29 protein-coding genes and 1 pseudogene are annotated in these 21,598 nt (G+C 45.4%); 6 read left to right on the top strand and 24 right to left on the bottom strand.

Features of this window, described 5'->3' with window-relative positions:
* The first annotated feature begins 9 nt into the window (after positions 1-9).
* From RS881_RS38785 to RS881_RS38765, 5 genes and pseudogenes are all read left to right on the top strand, one after another.
* On the top strand, positions 10-321 hold the full coding sequence (locus RS881_RS38785) for a SusE domain-containing protein (RefSeq protein WP_315815671.1): 312 nt from the start codon (positions 10-12) through the stop codon (positions 319-321).
* Positions 279-1,142: a hypothetical protein gene (locus tag RS881_RS38780; protein WP_315815670.1), complete on the top strand. Its 864-nt coding sequence runs from the start codon at positions 279-281 to the stop codon at positions 1,140-1,142. The genes RS881_RS38785 and RS881_RS38780 overlap by 43 nt, the downstream gene beginning before the upstream one ends.
* Positions 1,143-1,150: 8 nt before the next feature.
* Positions 1,151-1,585: pseudogene (locus RS881_RS38775) on the top strand (glycoside hydrolase family 76 protein); the annotation flags it as partial.
* Positions 1,586-1,674: 89 nt separating this feature from the next.
* Positions 1,675-2,145 (top strand): glycoside hydrolase family 76 protein, encoded by a 471-nt coding sequence (locus RS881_RS38770; RefSeq protein WP_315815669.1) that lies wholly within the window; start codon positions 1,675-1,677, stop codon positions 2,143-2,145.
* Positions 2,142-2,312 carry a hypothetical protein gene (locus tag RS881_RS38765; RefSeq protein WP_315815668.1) on the top strand — a complete coding sequence of 57 codons (171 nt, stop codon included), beginning with the start codon at positions 2,142-2,144 and terminating at the stop codon, positions 2,310-2,312. Before RS881_RS38770 ends, RS881_RS38765 begins: the two co-directional genes overlap by 4 nt.
* A 38-nt stretch (positions 2,313-2,350) precedes the next feature.
* Here RS881_RS38765 and RS881_RS38760 read toward each other — a convergent pair whose 3' ends face one another.
* The 14 genes from RS881_RS38760 to RS881_RS38695 form a co-directional block, all read right to left on the bottom strand.
* A complete protein-coding gene (locus RS881_RS38760; RefSeq protein ID WP_315815667.1) occupies positions 2,351-3,445 on the bottom strand; it encodes a DUF695 domain-containing protein in 1,095 nt (364 codons plus the stop codon).
* 231 nt (positions 3,446-3,676) lie between these two features.
* Positions 3,677-4,594 (bottom strand): hypothetical protein, encoded by a 918-nt coding sequence (locus RS881_RS38755; RefSeq protein WP_315815666.1) that lies wholly within the window; start codon positions 4,592-4,594, stop codon positions 3,677-3,679.
* A gap of 94 nt (positions 4,595-4,688) precedes the next feature.
* Positions 4,689-5,387, bottom strand: a complete 699-nt coding sequence (locus RS881_RS38750; protein WP_315815665.1) for a BclA C-terminal domain-containing protein — start codon at positions 5,385-5,387, stop codon at positions 4,689-4,691.
* A 768-nt stretch (positions 5,388-6,155) separates the two neighbouring features.
* Complete coding sequence (locus tag RS881_RS38745) at positions 6,156-6,698, bottom strand: RagB/SusD family nutrient uptake outer membrane protein (RefSeq protein ID WP_315815664.1); 543 nt, start codon at positions 6,696-6,698, stop codon at positions 6,156-6,158.
* Entirely contained in the window at positions 6,695-7,456 is a 762-nt protein-coding gene (locus RS881_RS38740) for a RagB/SusD family nutrient uptake outer membrane protein (protein ID WP_315815663.1), read from the bottom strand. The genes RS881_RS38745 and RS881_RS38740 overlap by 4 nt, the downstream gene beginning before the upstream one ends.
* Before the next feature lie 17 nt (positions 7,457-7,473).
* Positions 7,474-7,941: a hypothetical protein gene (locus tag RS881_RS38735; RefSeq protein ID WP_315815662.1), complete on the bottom strand. Its 468-nt coding sequence runs from the start codon at positions 7,939-7,941 to the stop codon at positions 7,474-7,476.
* Complete coding sequence (locus RS881_RS38730) at positions 7,886-8,506, bottom strand: TonB-dependent receptor domain-containing protein (RefSeq protein WP_315815661.1); 621 nt, start codon at positions 8,504-8,506, stop codon at positions 7,886-7,888. Before RS881_RS38730 ends, RS881_RS38735 begins: the two co-directional genes overlap by 56 nt.
* Complete coding sequence (locus RS881_RS38725; protein WP_315815660.1) at positions 8,496-9,731, bottom strand: TonB-dependent receptor; 1,236 nt, start codon at positions 9,729-9,731, stop codon at positions 8,496-8,498. Before RS881_RS38725 ends, RS881_RS38730 begins: the two co-directional genes overlap by 11 nt.
* Before the next feature lie 2 nt (positions 9,732-9,733).
* Positions 9,734-10,312: a TonB-dependent receptor plug domain-containing protein gene (locus RS881_RS38720; protein WP_315815659.1), complete on the bottom strand. Its 579-nt coding sequence runs from the start codon at positions 10,310-10,312 to the stop codon at positions 9,734-9,736.
* 85 nt (positions 10,313-10,397) lie between these two features.
* Positions 10,398-10,634 carry a carboxypeptidase-like regulatory domain-containing protein gene (locus tag RS881_RS38715; RefSeq protein WP_315815658.1) on the bottom strand — a complete coding sequence of 79 codons (237 nt, stop codon included), beginning with the start codon at positions 10,632-10,634 and terminating at the stop codon, positions 10,398-10,400.
* A gap of 618 nt (positions 10,635-11,252) precedes the next feature.
* Positions 11,253-11,711, bottom strand: coding sequence for a hypothetical protein (locus RS881_RS38710; protein ID WP_315815657.1), 459 nt, complete (start codon positions 11,709-11,711; stop codon positions 11,253-11,255).
* Positions 11,708-12,082: a hypothetical protein gene (locus tag RS881_RS38705; protein WP_315815656.1), complete on the bottom strand. Its 375-nt coding sequence runs from the start codon at positions 12,080-12,082 to the stop codon at positions 11,708-11,710. The genes RS881_RS38710 and RS881_RS38705 overlap by 4 nt, the downstream gene beginning before the upstream one ends.
* A gap of 38 nt (positions 12,083-12,120) precedes the next feature.
* A complete protein-coding gene (locus tag RS881_RS38700) occupies positions 12,121-12,495 on the bottom strand; it encodes a hypothetical protein (RefSeq protein ID WP_315815655.1) in 375 nt (124 codons plus the stop codon).
* Between the two features lie 534 nt (positions 12,496-13,029).
* The gene (locus tag RS881_RS38695) at positions 13,030-13,413 is read right to left on the bottom strand and encodes a group I intron-associated PD-(D/E)XK endonuclease (RefSeq protein WP_315815654.1); all 384 of its coding nucleotides are present in this window, start codon (positions 13,411-13,413) and stop codon (positions 13,030-13,032) included.
* Positions 13,414-13,949: 536 nt separating this feature from the next.
* On the opposite strand from RS881_RS38695, the gene RS881_RS38690 reads away from it, so the two are divergent.
* Positions 13,950-14,210 carry a hypothetical protein gene (locus RS881_RS38690; RefSeq protein WP_315815653.1) on the top strand — a complete coding sequence of 87 codons (261 nt, stop codon included), beginning with the start codon at positions 13,950-13,952 and terminating at the stop codon, positions 14,208-14,210.
* A 31-nt stretch (positions 14,211-14,241) separates the two neighbouring features.
* On the opposite strand, the gene RS881_RS60520 is transcribed toward RS881_RS38690, so the two are convergent.
* The 10 genes from RS881_RS60520 to RS881_RS38650 all read right to left on the bottom strand — a co-directional run bounded on the left by RS881_RS60520 (position 14,242) and on the right by RS881_RS38650 (position 21,501).
* Positions 14,242-14,550, bottom strand: a complete 309-nt coding sequence (locus RS881_RS60520) for a RagB/SusD family nutrient uptake outer membrane protein (RefSeq protein ID WP_350340294.1) — start codon at positions 14,548-14,550, stop codon at positions 14,242-14,244.
* Positions 14,445-15,584, bottom strand: coding sequence for a RagB/SusD family nutrient uptake outer membrane protein (locus RS881_RS38685; protein ID WP_315815652.1), 1,140 nt, complete (start codon positions 15,582-15,584; stop codon positions 14,445-14,447). Before RS881_RS38685 ends, RS881_RS60520 begins: the two co-directional genes overlap by 106 nt.
* 16 nt (positions 15,585-15,600) lie before the next feature.
* Complete coding sequence (locus RS881_RS38680) at positions 15,601-16,023, bottom strand: hypothetical protein (RefSeq protein WP_315815651.1); 423 nt, start codon at positions 16,021-16,023, stop codon at positions 15,601-15,603.
* Positions 15,978-16,472: a hypothetical protein gene (locus RS881_RS38675; RefSeq protein ID WP_350339994.1), complete on the bottom strand. Its 495-nt coding sequence runs from the start codon at positions 16,470-16,472 to the stop codon at positions 15,978-15,980. The genes RS881_RS38680 and RS881_RS38675 overlap by 46 nt, the downstream gene beginning before the upstream one ends.
* An 80-nt stretch (positions 16,473-16,552) precedes the next feature.
* The gene (locus RS881_RS38670) at positions 16,553-18,985 is read right to left on the bottom strand and encodes a TonB-dependent receptor plug domain-containing protein (RefSeq protein WP_315815650.1); all 2,433 of its coding nucleotides are present in this window, start codon (positions 18,983-18,985) and stop codon (positions 16,553-16,555) included.
* A 286-nt stretch (positions 18,986-19,271) separates the two neighbouring features.
* Positions 19,272-19,433: a hypothetical protein gene (locus tag RS881_RS60515; RefSeq protein WP_350340293.1), complete on the bottom strand. Its 162-nt coding sequence runs from the start codon at positions 19,431-19,433 to the stop codon at positions 19,272-19,274.
* Positions 19,430-19,876: a FecR family protein gene (locus RS881_RS38665; protein WP_350340292.1), complete on the bottom strand. Its 447-nt coding sequence runs from the start codon at positions 19,874-19,876 to the stop codon at positions 19,430-19,432. Before RS881_RS38665 ends, RS881_RS60515 begins: the two co-directional genes overlap by 4 nt.
* Positions 19,810-20,478: a hypothetical protein gene (locus RS881_RS38660; RefSeq protein ID WP_315815649.1), complete on the bottom strand. Its 669-nt coding sequence runs from the start codon at positions 20,476-20,478 to the stop codon at positions 19,810-19,812. The genes RS881_RS38665 and RS881_RS38660 overlap by 67 nt, the downstream gene beginning before the upstream one ends.
* A 108-nt stretch (positions 20,479-20,586) precedes the next feature.
* The gene (locus tag RS881_RS38655; RefSeq protein WP_315815648.1) at positions 20,587-21,174 is read right to left on the bottom strand and encodes an RNA polymerase sigma factor; all 588 of its coding nucleotides are present in this window, start codon (positions 21,172-21,174) and stop codon (positions 20,587-20,589) included.
* Between the two features lie 186 nt (positions 21,175-21,360).
* Positions 21,361-21,501, bottom strand: coding sequence for a hypothetical protein (locus tag RS881_RS38650; RefSeq protein ID WP_315815647.1), 141 nt, complete (start codon positions 21,499-21,501; stop codon positions 21,361-21,363).
* Positions 21,502-21,598 lie beyond the last annotated feature (97 nt).

Raw genomic sequence — 21,598 nt, 5'->3', positions numbered from 1 at the left:
AGCTTCAATATGAAACATTGCATGCTATACTTAACGCTGGGTCTTGCCTTATTAGGCAGCCTGGGGTGTAATAAAGATAAAAACATGGATCATACGGCTGTAACAGCTGTAAAACACATCTTTACCCCGGAAGATAACCGCTTTGTTAAACTGCAGCCGGCTACATCGGCCAGTGTGGTATTTGAATGGGAGCAAGCCAAGGCAGAAGATGGTGGCCTGGTCATGTACGAGATCGCATTTGATAAGGAGGGGGCGATTTTTCCAACCCAGTCTATAAAATGGTTACTGATAATGGCGGGGTATACAATAAAGCTACGGTAACGCATAAGACGTTGAACCTGGTAGCCAACCTGGCTGGAATCCCTTCGCTGGGTACTGGTAAATTGAAATGGACGATCTATTCCTCTAAAGGTATCAATGAGGTAAAGGCGGAAGCCAGCCGTATGATCCAGGTACAAAGGCCGGCGGGTTTTGCTACGGTACCTGCCGATGTGTTTATGACGGGTTTGGCTACAGAAGCGGGGGCGGATATCGTCAACGCTGCGCAGCTCAAACAAGTATCTAACGGGGTATTTGAGATCTATACTTCTTTGAAGGCTGGTACGTACCAGTTTGTTGACCGCAAGGTGGGTACGCCTGTTGTGTATTCGATTAGTGGCAGTGATTTGAAGGAGGACGGTACTACTGCGGTATCAGGGGCAACGAAAGTATATCGCATCAGTCTCGATTTCAACAATGCATCTGTTACCTTAACAGAGATCAAGGAAGTAGGTTTATGGTTTGCTCCTAACAATACGATTAACTTCAATCTCAACTATACTGCCAATGGGGTATGGAAGGCGGAAAACCAGGCCATTGTTTTTAAGCAGGAAGGCTGGGGCAGGGATGAGCGCTATAAATTCCGCTTTAAAGTGAGTGATGGGACTACAGATAGTTTTGAATGGATGGGCAGCAGCAATGCTGACAATCAGCGTCCGTCTCCTGGCACAGCTGCTTCCTATTGGTTCCTGATCAAGATTGCCAGCAATGACCAGTGGAACTATTGTTATAAGTTCCAAACGGAAGCTGATAATAAAAACTGTGATATACTAGTGAGTTTTCCAACTGGATCGGCGTATACGCACCAGGTGGTGATTAAGTAAACCATTAAATGAATAGCATGAAGCTTCCTATATTATTGGCTTGTGCAGGGTTGTGGCTGCTGCCGGGCTGTGTAAAAAAGTATGCGGATGTGGTGATCACGGGCGATCAGTCGGGTATCGATAAGTATGCGATCAACTGGCCTGCTGCTGCGGATAGTAGCAGTGGTTCGCTGTTGCTGAACTTCTGGAACCCTGCCGGTAAATATTTTAACAATACAAGTAATGGGGATACGAAGTTTGGGTATTGGCCTCAGGCGCATGCGCTGGATGTAGTGATCGATGCATATACGCGCACGAACGACAATAAATACCGCGCGCTCATGGACGACTGGATGGTGGGGGTAAAGCAGCAGAATGGTAATACGTTTCTCAATGAGTTTTATGATGATATGGAGTGGAATGGCCTGGCTATGTTGCGTGCTTATGCGGCCACGAATGATAGCAAATTCAAAACGGGTGCAGACCAGGTGTGGGCGGATATCAAGAGTGGCTGGAATGGTAATATGGGGGCGGTATTGCCTGGCGTAAAGGGATGCCTGCCTATAAGAATACACCTGCCAATGGGCCTGCTTGTATACTGGCGGCCCGTTTGTACCAGCAGTTCAAGGAACCCGGGGATCTTGCATTTGCGCATAAGATCTATAACTGGCTAAAAGATACGCTTTATGAGGCCGGAACGGGTTGGGTGTATGATGGTATCAATGGCAATGGTGACGGCTTGCGCAGTACCTGGAAGTTTACGTATAACCAGGGCACATTTATCGGGGCTGCGTTGGAGTTGTACAATATAACGAATGAGCCCTTATACCTGAATGATGCGATGAAGGCTGCCAATTTTACTTTATCGGACAATACGCTGACGAATGCTGCGGACCGGTTATTGCGGGATGAGGGAGGCGGTGATGGGGGCTTATTCAAAGGTGTTTTTGTACGGTATTTTACGGCCCTGATCATTCATCCTGATCTGCCGGATGCTTATCGTAAGCGCTATATTGCCTTTTGAAGAATAACTTTGAAACATTGTGGTATGGGGGCACCCGCAAGCCGGTTGTGCTTTATGGCCGTTATTGGAAGAATAAACCTGGTATGGAAACGGAAATGACGGTACAGGTAAGCGGGGCTATGCTAATAGAAGCGGCAGCGTTGCTGAAGAAGCACAATATGTTTTAGGTAATATACACTATGGGATTGGAGTTAAAGACCATGGATCAGTTTCGTTGAAACCGGTTCATGGTTTTCCAGTATTTATCCTTGTATATTTCATATGATATGGACAGCTTGTTTTTGTAACGTTCTATCAGGCCGGCTACTATTTTAGATACCTGCCTGTATTCCTGGCAGGCAAAATAGATGGTACGGGTATTGTTATAGGTCTGCCTGCCGAGGTTTAAATAGCCTTCCTGGTCAGGAAGCAGGGGCGTAAGATCATCTTCAAATTGGTTCAGGAGTTCGCTGGTATCGTTGCCTGGCATACCATTGTTGACGGATCTATAGTCTATATCAATGACGAGCATCCATGGGTGGGAAGCTTTGGCATCCCAGTTTAGCAGTTCACTGTTGATGATAGCGATCAGGAGTAATTTGTCGGCATCCTGGGCCTGCATCATGGCGTATTTGTCATTTTGAGTATCACGTCTGCTGCCTTTGTATTTTTCGATAAATTCCTTTTCGCGCCAAAGGAGGAATCCTTCCAATTTATCCAGGGGTATTAATTCGGTATCTGGCGGACAGGAACCTGTAACCTGGATGGAGTCGATGAGGGTGGCCACGTTTAATTCGCCCAATGCATTATCGAGGTAAATGAGTGTACCGTTGGTAATGACCTGTTCATCGGCATCTCTGAAATCAGCGTGTATCAGGGTAATATCTATTTCATCGGGATAGTTTTCCTCTATTGTGCTGAAGAATTGAATTTTATCGTGGTTAAAAGTATAGTTGTTCATTGTCATGCTCGATTGATTATTACCCATGGATGGTTTTAAGGCTGTAAACTTCCAGCCAGGCAGGGCAGGAGCAGTAGCCACCAATTCTTCTACGAACACAAAGGTTTTGATATCACCTTCGGCAGTGATGACCAGTTCTACTGTATTTTCGTCGTACATGCCGGTTAAACAATAGAATTGTTTGTTGATTTGCTGCAATTGAGGCATGAGCTTATTGAGGAAATGGGCGTCAATATTCTTTTTGTTTTTAACGATATCATGAAATGGCTGCTCTTGCAGCAGGAACCAGTCCCAAAATTCTTTGTAATCGGTGGTTATGATCTTGTCTTTTGAGCCGAGTAGTTTTTTTAGAAAGTTCATAGCAGTAGGGGTGGTTTTTGATTGTGCCCGGCAAAATACATTTTTTTGTTAAGTAGGGGTAGTTCAGTCAATCAATCGGTTGGAATAAATCCTGGGCAATAAAAACGGGAGTACCGTTTTGCGATACTCCCGTTAAAATAAACACCCAATGATAACTATGATTTATGCAAAGTGAAGGGTCTTTAGGCCGTATATATTAGTTATCAAATATTTACGGTTTTAATTGTTTGCTTACAACTGTATTTTTCTTGATAGTTTTTGTCCATCCACTACGTAGTATATTACGTAGGTACCTGGAATTTGACCAGTAATTTCAACTTGTTGAGCTACTACATTGCGTGTGAGTAATAGCTGGCCTTTCATATCATACAATTGTACATTGGTGGGTGCTTTTCCACTGAAGTACAGAGTGGTGTTATTACCACTGCGTATGATACGAATGCCTGCGACTGCATTGTTATTGCTAACAATTGCCATGCGGGTGTAGACTCGGTTTCCGTTATAATCAACACCAGCTACGCGGTAGTACCGGGAAGTAAAGTTCAAGTCATTGTGCTGGTAGCTAAAGTCCATGGTACCTGTAGCAGGCGTAACGGAAGAAGCAACTGTCCAGTTACGGGCGTCGGTGCTGTACTCAATTTCAAATTTGCTTAGTCCGTCAACATCGGCCATTTTCCAGTTTAGCAATACATATTGTTCTTTAAGGGAGGCTGTGAAGCCGGCGTAAACTATGGGTAGTGCTATGCCTGCAGAAGTAGCTGTTACTCTGTTGAAGGTAATATTGGTAGCCTGGTAGGCTACGTAATTGGTACTGACGGTACTGGTGGCTGTAGTGGTCCAGAGTCCTCCGTTACGGTAAGCTATTTGTAATAGAGCGGCTGTATTACCTGCCAGTTCGGAAGGGTCATACATGATGCCTATTTCGCCTGAATAGGTGATGGGTGTATTCCAGGTATATACCCGGTTGATACTGTTGGTAGAGGGCACTACACCTGAAATGGGTACGTAGTCGTGCGTAAGGGTATTGGCCGTGATGGTGGTATTGACGGTAGGAATAAGCACCAGGCTATCGGCTACGAAGGTAGTCCCGGCCGCTATGTAAAGGGTGCCTGCGCCCACCTGGCTTTTACCCGGCAGCCATATGAGCAAGCTGCATGCTAGGTATAATAAATATCGCATTGTGTGAATTTTTGGGTGAACTAATAGATGATTGTACATCTCATTGGGAATGGAGGTACAATGATTATTCAACCCTTTGGATGGTCAATGCGGCACCCTGGCTACCTGATAAGAGTACTACAGCGCCTGCTAAGCCGAACAATTCGAGGCTGACTGTAGAACCTGCTGTGAGTGTAACAATTGCTTCTGCTTCGAGCCGGCTAACAGCAGCGACGGGCATTACGGTGCCTACGGGGCTGACTGCTCCATTTATTCTCAGGCGTGAACTTACCAATAAAGCTAATGTCATGTTTACGCCATAAGAAATTTTGTACCTGCCTGCCTGTGTCGCCGTAAATATGGTGTTGGCTCCATTGACAGTAATGTTTGCTCCAAGACTTTGGTTACTGGGCAATGGTACAATGGTACCACCCAATATAACGGCAATAACAGCGCCTGTGGTATTGGAGGCAAAGGCTGTGGATGCGCCAAAAGAAATGGCGGTGAGATCGGAGGTGTTGGTAAGCCGTATCCATGCACCTGAAATAAACATCCATAAGCCAGAGATGGCATCAGTCTGGTAAACGATGAGTCCGTCTGCTGGTACTGGAATGGCTGTTCTTTGTGCTGCGGTCATACGGGGCAATAAAATACCTTTAGTTGTAGACTGCACATCAAGTGCTGCACTTGGGTTGGGTGTTGTAGTGCCAATACCTACCTGGGCTTGTACATAGATGGTTGAGGCCAGGAATAATGTTGCAAGGATGATTAGATTTCTTTTCATAGTTATTATAATGTAGTTAGAAAATAAGAATGGCAGTAGATTGCAAATGGATAACCTACCAGACAGGTGATCCCAGTTAGTAGCTACTATTGGGTTTAATCCGGACAAAAAGAATCAATTAATGGCAACAAATTACCATTACATACTAAAGATGTAATTAAGACTATGGTGTTACTGCATCAATCGCATATAGCCTTAATGGCCCGCGAAAGATTGCATGCATGGGACTGTTAATAATGGAACAAAGAAGCCTGGTTGGGACAAACGTAGTTAGTGATGCATGATCTTGTACAAAATGCTTAATAAAAATAGGCTAGGTGTTTGACTTGTTCCGGGGTAGCTATTCTATGAACGAATAATGAAACAAGTATTACTAATCAGAAGCAGGTGATAAGGTGTTGTAAAAGTACAGTATTTGTTTTAAATAACTAATTTTAAAGGATATTTTTAATACGTTCTTTTTTACAGTAGTTCTACGCAGTGGACCGAAGAAATAATGGGTTTTTAAGCTTTCTCTAAAATAGGTTGTAAGAACCAGGATATTTTTATCCAATTGCGGGATATCCTGGTGCTGTTATTCACTTAACTGGATATTTAAGCGGGTAATAGGCTACCGGGAGGTCTTTGTTTTTACCCGCTTCGAGTTGTTTTTCGGTCGAAGTGATTCCTGTACTTACATGGGAGCTGGAGTGTTTGACCTGAATCGGGTATAAATACACGAATGCCCTGCAGGATGTGCAGGGCATTGGGGATTTGTTTTGCGGCTGATCAATTGGGTGGATCTGCCGGGGTATTGGGATTGTTGTCGCGTTCTACAAATGGATAAGGCATATAATTGCGTTTGCGCTCGGCAGTTGGCCGGTTAAACCGGCGTTGATCCTGTATGCGCAATCCGGACATATACAATTCAATACTGCGATTACGATAGATCTGTTCCAGAATAGCGGCCTGTGTAACTACCCCTGCGTAAACAGGTTGATCGGCGCCTACACCAAAAGGATCGTCTACTGGTTTTTTGATGAGTATCTGATTGAGGAATGCTATAGCGGCAGGGATTTGATTTTGCCTGGCTGCTGCTTCTGCTTTGATGAGGGTCATTTCCCCGGGTAAATAAATGGGCCAGGCGGAGGCGGAGGTTCCTCCAAATCCGTTGATACGGAAACGTTGGGCGGATGTTGTGTTGACAGTAATATAGAAGGGCACACGTTTATCGGTCAGGCTGGGTGCGATGGCAGGAGGCAGGCCCATGGTGGAGTCGATGGGCTGGTACACGTTGTTGGTAGAGGTGGCTGTTTCCCAAATGGGATTCAATGTAATGGCGTCAAAATTAAAGGTTGATTTTTAGTCAGGTCTACGGAATTGGCTTCCGTAGCTGCCAGAACGTTATCGTTAATGTTTAAAGCATATCTCGCTTTTAAGGCGTGCAGGGTGTTTACGATATCAACGCCTGCCGGGATATTGGTGAGGAATTGGGCACTGATGGGATTGGCGGCAATGGTGGCCAGGGCATTGTCCAGTACGCTGATGGCTTTGGTAAAGGCGGCGGCGCTGGTTATAAATGTAACCCTGGCGCCAATGGTGTCGGGTACATTATCCCAGTACATGGCGAGGTTGCCCATGGCTAAGGCCTTAAAGATGCTGGCATAGGCAATCAGGCCGCTAGCGAAGCCTTTGTCGGCCAAGGCAGGTGCATTCCTTAGCACATTATTTGCATCGAATATGATCTTATTGCTGTTGGTCCACAAGCCAGCCAATATAGTATTGGTACCATCAACAGCACCAGCTCCCAGGAATAACTGGTATTCGGCGGTGTTACCCTGGTTGATGATATTCAGTTGGCGGGTTGCAAATCCATCGGTAGTTACGTAGTTATATAATGAACTGGCACGTTGGTAGGTGTAAACCCGTTGGAGGCCTACTGCTACGCCAGACAAACCACGGGAGGTAGTCAAAGCATCGTTTATGCGTACTTTGGATGGATCGGTAAAATTCTTTTTGCATGCGGTAAAGTGAATCAATACCAGCATCAGCAAAAAGCAGGATGATCGTTTTATATTGATAAATTTCATACTAATAGATTTTGAAGTTAGAATTTAGCAGCCAGGGAAAGGCTAAAGGTGCGGGGGATGGGTACAGCGCCAAAATCAACACCTCTTAATACGGTACTTTGCCCGCCTGCATTTACTTCGGGGTCATAGCCTTTATAATTATCCCAGGAGATGAGGTTGCGTCCGCTGGCGCTTACGGTAAGGTCTCTGAATATCTTTAGTTTGCCGAAGCGATAGCTAAGTGATATCTCGCGCAGTTTTACAAATGAACCATCATCTACGCGCCATTCTTCGATCTGGTATATGCTATTGATGTATCCGCGAGGTATTTCACCACGATGCTCCTGTTCAGCCACCTTGCCATTGCCTACACCTTGCCTGGTTCTAAAGTCGGCATTCCATACATCTACGCCTTGTACAGCATCCAACTGTACACGCAATGCCCATTTATTATAACTCACTTCGTTGACAAGGGAGGCGGTATAATCGGGATTGGGATTGCCCACTACTTTCCTTAGGGTGGCGCCTACAGGCAGGCCATTGGCATCTCTTTGGGGGTATAACCCAGGGGACCGTTTTGTATGCCTTTTTCCATTTGGGGAAAGCCTGCTGGATTTTTGATCTCATTGCCATTGGCATCCCTGGCAAAAAAGTTCCATAGAATACACCAATGGGTTCTCCTTCCAGTATGGCCACCGGGGCGCCTGCATTGGTGCTCAGGAGGGTCAGGGCTTGTCCTATTTTAAGTGCTTCATTGCGGTTGTGGTTGTAAATGCCGGTTATATCCCAGCGCCATTCTTTGTTTTTTACGGGAGAGCCGGTGAGTACGATCTCAAACCCTTTATTTCTTAGGGAACCTAAATTATTCAGGTAACTGGCATACCCTTCTGTTGGTGAAATCACCCGGCTGATGAGGAGGTCATTTACTTTTTTGATGTAGTAGTTGAACTGCAGTCCCAGTCTGTTGTCAAAGAAGGAGAGGTCGGTACCCAGCTCCAGTTCTTTTTGGCGTTCGGGTTTGATGTCGGCATTTACCAGTTGGTTGTTGCTGAACATGGCACTACGGCTCAAAAAAGGCAATGGCATTGTAGTCATTGAAGCGTGCATAGGGGGCGATGCCTGTGAGGTTGCCGGATTCGCCATAGGCGATCCTTAGCTTGGCCAGGTTCCACCATTTGGAAACTGATAGTTTTTCCCAGAAGTCTGTTTCTGACAATACGTAGCTACCGCTACCTTTTACATAGAGTTGGTTTCGCTGGTCTTCACCAAACACCGATGATCCGTCCATGCGTAATGCGCCTGTTACAAATACCTGGTTGCGGTATTTGAAATTCTGTTGGAGGTAAACGCCTGAAACTGATAATTCGGTCCGCTCATCGGCACCTGGCAGTAAGGTACTGGCACCATTGACGGTCTCCACAAAAGGTGCAAGCCCCCGGCCATGCAAGAGGGTATAGCCATTCTTTTCATATTGCATGGAGTAACCTGCCTGGGTAATGCTGGCGAGGTTGTCGTTGATATCGAATGTATAAGTACCATTCAGCTCATGGTTGATCTGGAAGAAATTATTATTGGCGGCACTGGCATAACCATTCTGTGCTACCAACAGATCGGGGCCGCCTCCAAAGAATGCGGTGCTTACATTGTAGGTATAGGGTGGCATGAGGGTAGTACCGCGCTGGGCATAATTGTCGATACCCAGGGTATAATCGAAGGTGAGGCCTTTCATGGGCCTTAATTTGATAGAAGTACTGGCTATTAAGCGGTTGGTTTCCTGCTTTTGTTTGAAGTCTTCTATGACTGAAACCGGGTTCACGCGGCCACGCTCACCCACGGCGAGTAAATTTCCAAATACATCACGTTGCCAGATATTGTGAAAGTTGCCCAGGATGGTAACGGCATTCATGGGAGAGAAAAAAGAGTTGCCATCTGGTTTTTCATTGCCAGCACTGTTGATATAATTGAGGCCCACGCTCATACTGGCCCATTTGGTAAGCTCCTGGTCGAGGTTGAGCCGGAAGCTGAAGCGGCGGAAATCGGTATTCTTTATGATACCCTGGTTAAAGAAATAAGAGGCAGAGGTATAGTACTTGGTTTTATCTTTTCCACCACTAACGGATACGTTGTTATCGGTGCCCAGGGCGGTGCGAAATATGTAATCCTGGTAGTCATACCGGGTTACGGGGGTGGTATTGGTGGGTAGGGCGGGTGGGTTGCCTACTGAGGTGATGATATCTTGTGTTAAGGCGCCAGGTCCATCGGTGGGGCCGCCAAACTTGGTAGGGGCCTGGTTCACGTCTAGTTTTTCCGTAAGGCGCTGACCATAATACCGGTGGAGAAGCTAATGATGGGAGCGCCGGTACTTCCTCTTTTGGTAAAGATCTGTACGACGCCGGCATTGGCCCTGGAGCCATAGATGGCGGCGGCCGCGGCGCCATTCAATACTTCCACGCGTTCAATATCTGCGGGGTTGATATCGGCCATCCGGCTTTGGCCTACGGTTCCCACAAACAGGTTGCTACCTGTATTATTGGTCGTTGTATTGGGCGCATCGTAGGTGTTTTGGGTATTGGTGACGCGGTTGGTAGCATTGTTGACGATCACACCATCCACAATATACAGGGGTTCGGAGGAGCTGTTGACGGAGCTGATACCTCTTAGGCGCACGGAAATACCACCGGCTGGATCACCGGAGTTTTGAATGATCTGGGCGCCGGCAGTTTTGCCCTGGAGGGCTGCCAATACATTGCTGGTAGCACCTTTGTTGATATCATCGGCTTTGAGGGTGCTGATGTAGCTACCTATTTGTTTGCGGGTAGTGCCCTGGGAGGTACCGGTGACGATCACCTCATCCAACCCCAGTGCATCTTCTACCATGGTTACATTGACGGTGTAACTGGCGGAACTGGCAATTTGAACGGTGCGTTCAACGGCTTTAAAGCCAACTCCTGAAAATTCAGGACTACATTACCGGGTTTGAGGGGGCAGTTAAGCTGAAATTACCTGTTGCATCGGTAGCTGTACCGTAGGTGGTTGTCTTGACGGTAACGGAGATGGCGGTTAATGGTTGGTCGGTGGACCCGGTTACTTTACCGCTGATGGTGACCTGGGCCATAGTCAGCACGGCTATGAGTTGGCTGACCAGGAGCAGGGCAATGCCCTTTAATGGACGGCAATTCTTGGATAGTGATGTCGTCATAAACCAGTTTTTGGTTAATAATTGTAATGCTGTAAATAGAAAGAAGGACAGGTTTGCGCTAGGGTCTGAAGAAGCTGAACCGGATCAATAGTGTTTTGTTTCGTACGGGGGATAGGGGAGAGTATTGTTGTTGCTAGCTCGCTTTAAATTTCGTGAATCTATTTGACATTCAGCTCAAAAACGGCAATTTCCGGCGATTGAGGCAAGTTCTTTGCATGATTCTGCGGCTTGTGGAGGTGGGGGAATGGGTTTTGGTGGCATGGGCCGCATGAATGCCGGACTGGTTGTGTACAGTTCTGAATAAATAGGCTTTGATGGAGGTGTGAATGGTAATGGTGTCATTATTAGGGATTGTACCTCACCTGCAAGGGAAAGGGCCTGCGCGGATCATGAGTGATTCGGGGATGGGGGTGGTGTGGGTGGGAGGTGGTGTCGGTGCATAAGTAAGAAGCCCCGTTTAGGAATAAGGGGGCATTGCAATCTTTGTTGGCTATGGCCCTGATCCAATGGGCGCTGTAACCCTGGGGAATACATGGGTGATGGTTTTGCCTGCGGCTAATTTGATCTGTTTGTATTCGTACCAGCCATGGTGGTCCACATCGATTTGCAGGGTAATGGTTACCTCCAGATCGGCGGTGAGGCTGATCTGTTTTTATCGTACCCGGTCATGAGATAAGGGAGGGAGGGTTGGCCAGCTTTTACGGGGGTATTTTTCCAAACACCGCCTTCGCCTACGGGTTTGCCCATTTTCCAAAGGTCGTCAATAGCGCCAAACCAAAGGCCGTTTTTATGGTTGTCGTCTGTATGATAGTGACTGTATTCAGGGGCTCCCTGGCGGGTGCGGCTGATGACGAGGAGGCCAAGCCAGGTGCAATAGTCGACGATCTTCTTTTTATGGGTAGTAATGGGGCGGATGGCTGCAAAGCCACTTTCACGGCCTACTTCAAAGAAGGTGCCATGGGCATTGAGCATGTACCGTTCGGATTCCAGTTCACGGGCTACCCTGGCCGTGAACCTATCATAGGCAGGGGATGCTTTGGGCAAGCGATAGGTGCCTGTTTTGTCGGTAACGATCACGGATGCTTCGTCGGTCTCATAATCTTTTTAAAGGTGAGTATCTTTTGCATTTGCGCGGTGCTGTCGGCGACAGGTTGTAGGAATATAAGGGCTGCATCCACTTCGCTGTATTGGGGTTTGTCTTTTGAGATATCGAGTACCTGTAAGTTTTTATTGTGTTGTGCGGGCCTGATGAGGTTGCTTTGTAATGGTATATTTTCCTCAATGCCTACAAGTGGGGTAAACATAGGGTCCTGGTTTTGGTGGGCCTGGGCAGTGAAATGGAAGTAGGCCGATGCCACGCAGGTTTGGTTGGCTTTGATCCTGATCCAACTGGCGTTGAAACCCTCCGGAAAGATAAAGTAACGATAGCCGTGGGCAGGAACGATCAATGATTTCCAGGGCTGCCAGTTGTTGTTACCGGTTTTGTCTATTTCAAGGGTGAAGGATACGGGTGTACTGGCCTGGTGGCTGAGGTGGAGTATTTTTGTTGGAAGCCATTGAAGAGGAATGGGTTGGAGGGGATGGCTGCTTTTATGGTATCTTTTATCCAGGGACCGCCCCAGGCGGTGGGCGTTCCCCATTGTTTCAATGCTTCGGGTGTACCGAACCAAAGATTGGATTGGGACCGGCCTGCATAAGGATTGTCGAGCATGGTGGTTTCATCTGTAGATAAAATGAGCTGACCATTCCAGTTGCAAAAATCGGGTATATAACGGAGATGGGTACTAATGGGCGCTAGTCCGCCACTGTGTTGCCTGCTGAATGTTATTGGGAAGTCGTAGAACATGCCGTGTATGTCCATCAGCATTTTATTGTGGCCGATCTCACGGATGCCCGGCCATTCGGTGTACCATCTTCCCCTATGATCGTAGGTGTGGGTTGATTTGGGCAGGCGATAGGTGAATCATTGGCCATTGTTGAGCAGTTTAGGGAGTACGGATCGTTTGTCCCATCCGATACTCCAGGCGGGTGCTGCATCGTTGGGGGCGCCATATATACCGCCGGGGCCTGTTATATCGGTGAATTGTTTTCTTGTGAAATAAAATTGGTTTGATTTACCCTGAAAAATTCGTTTTTAAAGATACTGCAATTCAAACCATGCGCACTCACTCAGCCATTCCGTTGATATATAGGCCTAGTGCGGGTTTCGACGGCGACAAAAATAAAATGCCCTCCAGAAATGGAGGGCATTCCAATGTGGTGATCCGGATTGGATTCGAACCAATGACCTACTGCTTAGCGTACCAGCTACAGGTTTCCCTGCTTCTTTGCGCCAGGCAAAGAGTTTGTGGTCTGGACTATATCTTCACCATTTCAGGTGTGCCACGTGTAGTCTCTACGGAACCTTTTTGAACATTGCGGCCTGGTTAATGCCTGGCAACTGATTGTTCAAAGATGTTTTTACCCTTAAACAAATTGACATGTTGAATTGCTTTGGGTCGAAATAATAACATTCATCGGTTTGTGGGCAATACACTGCATAAATGTCAATAATTGCCTTGTCAACTGATCTTGTCATTACGCCTTTAGAAGTACTATAACTACTTCTGAAAGGAATTTCCAAAGCACCTCGTTTGTTAAGATTTCTGAATTTTACCTGAACAGACCGGAAGTCTCTATCTTTAAAGACAACCAAATCGAATGGTGCGTGTTCTGTTTCAGGTACAAGAATCACAAATCCTTGCAAGAACAAATCAAGTTTAACCTTCAAAACACCCAAATCGCCTTTGTTTTTGTGTGGTGATATATCATGATAATTAATTACCGAATATATTCACGACAGGCGATTTAAAGTTTCCTCGGGTTACCATCTGCCTTTGGGCAGGAAGGGTTCACCGATATAGTGGCATCCACTTATAAGGTTAGTTTCCCTTATAAGGCTCCTATTTGAAGGCAGTTGCTCTATCCAACTGAGCTACCGGACCTTTTTCGAGCGGCAAATATAGAGAAATATTTTCACTTGGCAGGCATGAAAACCCTGAATTACAAGCCATTTTGCAGATTACTGCACGAACAGCGGGGTTCTTTCAGCAGGCAAATAAATACCTGTTCTACCCAATCAGGGGTAGTTTTATGGCAAAATAGTAGAAATTATATTATATTTAATTATGATTCGCTCCTCACTTCTCTCTTCTTAGTAGCTCATCCTTTCCTTTTTAACTGGTTGGTTATGCTTTTGTTGCCCGTTCTCAAAACGGCTTTTACAGCAATCATGGATGTTTGGAATCTTTATTTATAACTGTTAATCTCTTATTTATGAAAAAGATCAAGCTGTTATTCGTTTCGCTATCGGTTTTTACGGCTGTAAGTGGTGCCATCACCGTCAAACTCACAAACCCTTGTGAATACCTTCCGCAATACCTTTATGCGGGCGGGACGACTTACATCCCCGCAGGTCAACTAGGAGTAGATTACCTGTGCTGGTCGGATGTGGGTATCTGCACGTATGCCCGCAACAATATTTTCAGCGATTTCTATCCTTGCCAAACCGGGTACTATTTTAAATTGAATCCTTAACGAGGATTCTGTGGCATACCGTTTAATTCAATCACTTTAGGGGTATGGGTAAAGCATATCTTTTGTCATTAGGGGGTAGGTAAATGGTTTGCCTGTTTATCAAACGGGTCAATACTGTTCCCTTACCCTCTTTATTCAATCTACGGATATCGGTCCATCTCAATCCGCGTAATACCAACTCTTTCCACCGTTCATTGAGGATGGTGGCTAGCAGATCTGGTGTATTAGCACTGGTTAATGCTGTAAAACGACCGGTTTGCCACCTTTTCCGAAGTAGGGTATTGAGGTCCTGAAAAGCTGCTGTTGTTCTGCCTGCCCGGGCATGGCATTCACAACGTATGAGGTATAATTCATCCACTGCGAGGCCAGTGAAAAAGTGCGTTCACCAACATAGCTGTTTTTAGGAATGCTGCCGCCAATACCAGCTTTGAAAAAGATTGACCTTCTCAGGTCACCTGTTGAATAAGCAGCCAATAAACCGGAGTCAATAAAACAGCCGCGGGAGGCAAAGCCTACCAGTTGGCTATTGACCTTGGTATCTATCCTGGACAAGTACAAAATTTCCGGGTTAGTAGATACAAAAGGGGACTCCGATTGCTTGTCCAACTGGTTAAAATCTAGTAGTGAATCATATAAGCGGAGGCTACTATCGGCGGCTGCGCCTGCTTCTTCATAGAAACGCATGCTAAGGTAGGTACGGGCCAATAAGGCCCAGGCAGCAGGGGCAGAGGGGCGGTTTTTGTATATCATTACACCGGCTGGCAATAGAGCCGTAGCGGTTTTCAGGTCTTGAATGATCTGTTCATAACTCTGTTGTAAGGTAGCTCTTTTGGATCTTTCTTTTACATCCTCTGTCATTCGTAAAGGGATGCCCCATTCGTTCGGCATGGTGTTTTTCTCGTAAGGAAGGGCGAATACCTGCAACAGGTTGAAATAGGCAAAACTTCTGATAAACAGGGCAGTTCCCATTACTGTATTGTACAATTGTTGGTTTAAGGGAGTCACGGTAATATGCTGCAATTTGTTCAATACCTGGTTGGCATAATTAACCTGTTGGTAGGGGATATCCCAATCTGCCACAGTTTCCTGCTCTCCAAAAACCTGCTTCGACCAGGAATAGGCATATCTTTCACTGGTACGAAGGGAAGAAGCGAAAGTGTCGGTATAATAAAACTCATCGGCGGACAAGATATCCAGGTAGGTATGCTGATTGATGAGCTTTTCATTATCCAAGAGCTCTCTTAACTCTTCCAGGGTTTCGGGAACATAGAGAGTAGTATTGGGTTTTTGTTCCAGGAAATTCTTTGAACAGGAAATTAAGCCTATAATGGCTATCATGATACCTACGAGTCGAATGTTTTCGTTATATAGCATATACAATGGTTAGCGGTTAAAAATCTATTTTGAGGCTGACTGCCATGCTGATAGGCATTGGCAATTCGTTGATATAATCAGGGTCAATAGTTGTTTCGGTAGCTTTCCAAAGGATACCGAGGTTATAGGCACTGATAGACAAGTTGCAATTGGTGACGGGTATTTTGCCCAGCATTTTTGTTGGAATGGTAACACCTAATTGTACCTGATGTAGCCGAATATGATCGGCCTTTTCAGTATTTACAGCAGCATTGGCATAAAATTCATCACGCAGGAGGATGAGGGCATCCGGACTGGATGGAACAGTTGTGCTTGTTTCGTCGCCCGGTTTTTGCCAGCGGTTGGCGTATTCTTTATTCCCTTTTGTCCGGTAGTTGTAAAGATCATTATAGCTTAAAGCAGGTTTCCGGAAAACGTATTTGACCTTACCGGTGAACATGCAAGAAAAAGTGAAGGAGCCGGCTTGAATAGTATTTTGTACGGAACCAAAAACGGTGGAGTAGTTTGTCCTTCATAGATTAAAGTAGATACACGGGCTGTTGTAATATGAGCATATTGGGTACTTGGTTTTCCTTCCAGAAATCCTTGTGGATTGCCGTATTGGGGATCCAGGCCTGCCCATGCATAGCTATAGAGGCCGTCGAGCGGGTATTGAACACGGGGTACTATTTTAGACGGATTAACGTAGGTTGATGCTTCGGCAGGGGATTGCAGGTAGCGGGTGACTTTGTGGGTAGTAAAACTAAGCAGTAGTAGTGTAGTCCAGTTTATTTTGCCGATGATGTTGCGGGTTTCCAGGGTCAGTTCAGCGCCTTTGGCGACGAGGGCAGCTGTATTGGCCTGGTAAATAGTAAAGCCGGTGGTAGACTCCAATGGTGTATCGCCCACCAGGAACCGGCTCCAGCGCAGATAGTATTCAAAACTTCCCTGGATGCGTTTGTTTAATAAATGAAAATCGACCCCGGTATTTAAGGTATTGACCTTTTCCCAACGCAGGTAATCGTTAGGGGATTGAGGATGGAAGCGGACGGTAACGCATTACCTGCAGCAGGATTACGATAGGCCGTTAAATAAGCGGTAGCATTTCTGTTTACATTGCCATTACATCCAAAAGTGACCCGCCATTTGAGCAAGGAAAGCCAGGATATATGGTAAAACTTTTCTTTACTCAATATCCAATTAACGCCGGCAGACCAAAGAGGGATGCCTCTTTTATTAATTCCCATGCCAAATAGGTTGGATTGGTCGATGCGGCCACTGGCTGAAAAGGTATACCGTTTCAGGTAGGTGAGGGCTGCATTGGCATATAAAGAAGCATAGTGGTCGTAGAACGTACTGCTGTATTTGTTTTCAGGGATAGTAGCCTGGATCATTGGTTTATAAAACAGTGGGTAGGGCTTTTTAAAGTCCATTTGTTCATTTTTCCATTGGCCATTCCGGTATCCATACAGGGTGCTTATGGAGGTGTCTGTTTTTTCGGTCCTGGTTTCTATCCCTGCGATAGAGGATAGTTCAAAATTGTTATTGAAGGTGCTGTTGTAATTGAGCTGCAGCCTGGCATTCAATGCCTCATAGTTGTGTTTTAGTTGGTCTGCAATATTTCCCTGTGGGATATGGTAGATGGGCAAATTGCCTGATAGTTCGGTGAAAATATTGGAAAGGTTGCGTACAAAATAGGATTGAGCGTCCTGTTCGTTGGTGTTTTGTTCGTTCTCAAGTTGGTACTGACCTGCGATACCAAGGTCAAAACCTTTTCCAAACTTATAATTGGCAGCGAATTTGAAGCGAAGGTTGATGACATTCATTTTATGATTTAGTAGGTCCAGTTCTTCCAATGGCTGGTAATCCCAATTGTTGGTGATGCCCATCTGTTGTTTGTCTTTCCAGCTTTGCCGCCAGTCCATTGGTACGGTGAGGTAATTTCCGTTGGGATCTGCTAATGAGCTATAGGGATACAAGATGTGTGGCAGCGGCATATTGTTGCGGGTAATGGTTTTTATGCCGGTAATTGAAGTAGTGATCTCCAGGTGTTTTAACGGTTTTATTGTAACCCTGGAATTGATGGTAAGCCTGTTATAGCGGGATTTGACCTGGCTAAGTTTTTGGTGATCATAACCGGCTGAAAAGAAATAATGCGTGTGTGCTGTGCCGCCGCTAAGGCTCCAGGCATATTGTTGCAACAGTGCTGCCTGGTAAAACCATTTATTGTAATCGTTCCTTACATCCTGTTTTTTAAGCTCATCCAATGCTGCATTGGCTGCATTGGCTGTAAGTTGTTGCTTCCTTTGCTGGTCCAGGATATCTACTACAGGCGATATCAGGGCATATCCGGCATCCAATTGGCTATTATAAAATCCCTTGTTGAATAAGGTTCTTTCCAGATCAACATATTCATCCGATGATACCTGGGAGAAATACCAAGGGTTGGGCTTTAGGGTATACATGGTATTGGAGGATAAGGATATAACGGGCTTTTGCCGATACCTGCCTTTCTTAAGATTGATGACCATGACGCCATTACCTGCCGCGCCTCCCCAGATAGAGGTGGCGGCAGCATCTTTATTGATACTGATGTTTTCAATATCGTTTGGGTTAATATTGTTGACATCTGTACCATAAGGGAAATTGTCTACTATGATCAATGGAGTGGTATTGGAAAAGATAGTGGTGCGGCCTCGAATGGAAAAAAATGGCTGGTTGGCTGTTTTTGAACGGTTGCGGGTTATAAGTACACCAGTGGCCTGACCTTCTAAACGATCTAATATCCCTGTGGAAACGCGTTGATTGATCTGTGGATTGTCGATATTGAAAAAGGATCCGGTAGCTCTTTCTTTTGGTATTTCTTCCATGCCGGTTGATACAACCACGGTTACATTGGGTGATTCTGTAATCTTTCTTTTCATGGTTACTTTTAAACTGGTTTGGCCGGCAATAGGTACGGTATCGCATTGCATGTTTACGCTGGTAAGGACCAGGAAAGCCTGGGTTGCGCAACGGTATAGTGTGAATTCTCCGTTCTTGTTGGTAACAGTGCTCCTGGTAATATCTTCTGGTGTTACTGTAATTCCTTCCAATGGTTCATTGTTCATATTGGTTACTCTGCCTTTTACATCTTTTATCTCTATATAAATGGTGCCGTTGATGATGTGGAAGGAAAGGGGCTGGTCTTTGAAACACCACTCAAGTGCTTGCTCGTATTCGATACTGTCTGCGTTGATAGAAACAGGTTTGCAAAATCTAAAGTACTCGGGATCTGCTGTAAAGGCATGGCCAGTACTATCTGAAATATAGGTAAGCGCATTTCTGAGGGATATGTTTTTAGCCTTTAAACTTATTTTCTGCGCGCTGGTTTGAATGGCCGGTAATAACAGCGTAATGAGCAAGAGTAAAATAATTCTCATAAGCGGGGAGCTTTTTTTCAAGCCCCTTGTTTACATACCTGTATAATCACTGGCTTTCGGGCCTGGCCCGAAAAGTTGCCAAGGGATAATTGGGCTGCGCAAGGGGCCGCTGTGTTGGTAAAAATGGTTTTGTTAACTTAGTTGCCAGCTGCTGGTAACAACCCACGGGCTAAAAGCCCATGAGTTGTGCAGCAATGTTCGTTGTACAGCAGCGTGTAGCAACAGGGGACTTGGTTAATGGTTAAAGGAAATGATCGCAGGCGATGGTGGTGAACGGTTAATTACCTCATTTATGGGGATTGGGACTTACATAAATGGTTTTGTCTTTTACAAGAATCTCTACGTTATAATGCCTGATCATTTCTAAGATCTTTTCCAAGGGTTCAGTGCGAGCGGCATGGATAATGGGTTTACAATTGGGGATGGCCCCTTTAAATTGAACCTTTATACCATACCAGCGTTCCAGTTCGTGCAGGATGGTGGGGATGTCATCATCCTCAAACAGGAAGAGGCCATCTTTCCATCCGGTTGCGTTGTCGGTTGGGAGAATATTTTTTTAGAGAGGGCTCTTTTTTTGTTGATCACTGCTTGCTGTCCTGGTTGAAGGATCACGCTTTGGTCGCCGGCTGACACTTTTAATTTTCCCTTGGTGAGGGTGGTTTGAATAACATCATCATCATAGGCTTTGATATTAAAGTGGGTTCCCAATACTTCCACTTCGCCGCGGATGGATGTGCCAGTTCGGGAAGACCCGGATATGATGATGGCTTTAAATGGTTTTTGTACGTTCTTATTTACTTCAAAATAGGCTTCTCCACTGATCTCTACCACTCTTTCGGGTGCATTAAAAGCAGTAGGAAAGCGTATGTTGCTGGCTGCGTTGAGCCATATATGGCTGCCATCGGGTAATAGTACCTGGTATTTTTTTCTCTTGGTACAACTATCCTATTAAAGGAAACAGAGCTATCGCCAGGAGGGGCCGGTTTGTATTCCAGGCAATCCTGGGTTTTGTGTATTCGGGTCTTTCCGTCATATAGGGTTTTGCCATTGGTCAATGAGTCGAGGGAAATTCTTTGTCCATCAGACAGTTCCAGGTAATTTTCATTGATGGCAGGCAAGGTTGGTGTGGGCTGCTGTACATGAACTGCTACCCGTGAAACCAAAGTGGATTTTGTTAGCGGTAACAGATGCCAAGTAGCCAATCCGGCCAGGAAGATAATGGCAGCGGCTATGCAGCTGTTCCTGAGGCGAATGACCTTTTTCCTTTTTGCCAGGACTTGCTGTATCCTATGCCAGTGATAATCAAGGTCTACCTGGTTTCTACGATTAAGCCGGACTGATAGTTGGCCGGGATTGGTCAATTCTGCAAACAATTGTTTCTTATACGCTGAGCTGTTGATCTCCTGCTCAAGTGCCATTTTTTCATCCTCCGACAGGTTACCGGTCAGGTGCTTAATAATAAGCGCTGTCATTTTATTATAAAATGCGGGCATGAAAATCAATTGTAAGTGATTTTTTTCTGTTACTCTTATATATAACTCCAGGAACTAGCATTTCAACTACTGGGGCCTCATTTTTTTATGATTTTTGGCAACATTATTTTACTGCCTGAAAAATTGGATCAAGAACAGGAATAGCCAATAGGGTAAACGGATGAATGCTTTTTTGATCAGTTTAAGGGCTGTATTCTTGGTATTGAGCGCTGTTTGTTCGGTAATATTCAATTTCACAGCAATCTCGTTGGTATTATTGCCATTCAGGTAGAGACGGATCACTTCCCTTCTACGTGGATCTAATTGATCAATGAAAGTTTCCAGGTGATGGAAGAATTCTGCTTCGATCATAAAATCCAACTGGTTTTTATCTGTAGGGTTCAGGTAAATATTTTCATGTACGTAGGTGTTATGTTTTTGAACTTTGCGCCAATTGTCGTTGTATTCATTTAGCGCACATGTATAAAGATAGCGCATGGCCTCTGGTAGTGTTTCAAATGGTTTCTTTTTTACAAATAGTTTAATGAAGCTGTTGGAACTGATGTCTTCGGCCAATTGCGTATCGTGTGTCAATTTGAAAGCAAAGTCGAATACGCCTATGAAGCCTATTTCATACAGCTTGTACATTGCTTCCTGATCTCCATTTCTTAACTGTTCCAGAAACCTTATCTCGTCACTCCTGTTTGCGAAGTGCATAGTAAAATTGTTAATTGAAAAAAATCAGAGCACACTTTCCCTGTTTTTGAGGGATGGAAGCGTTGCCTTTGTTGAACGACTGCTACTAAGGATAAGGTTGGTGGAACGGCAGGGGGAGGTATCAAGGGGAATAATGATCCGTGTTGTGCGGACGCAAAGCAAAGGTAGCCAAGGTAAGCTGTTTACTTATTCAAAGTGGTCATGCGTATTATTACGTATGATGTGACGAGGCGGTATATAATAGGTAGTCAATGGCCATTGATAGGCCCCGTTGGTGATGATTGTTAGTAAGTTGGTAGTGAGGGCTAATAAACCCAGGGCTGACAATATTTTTGTGTGCGCGCCATAGCAGGGGTGGCATTATTGTAGCATGGGGAAAGGGGAAAGTTTTATACATGGTCTCAGTTTTTTATCAAAAAATGCG

Source organism: Paraflavitalea speifideaquila (genome assembly GCF_032395985.1).
GTDB classification, from domain to species: Bacteria; Bacteroidota; Bacteroidia; order Chitinophagales; family Chitinophagaceae; genus Paraflavitalea; species Paraflavitalea speifideaquila.
Note: the sequence above shows the minus strand (reverse complement) of the source record. Positions and strands in the feature narration are given on the sequence as shown.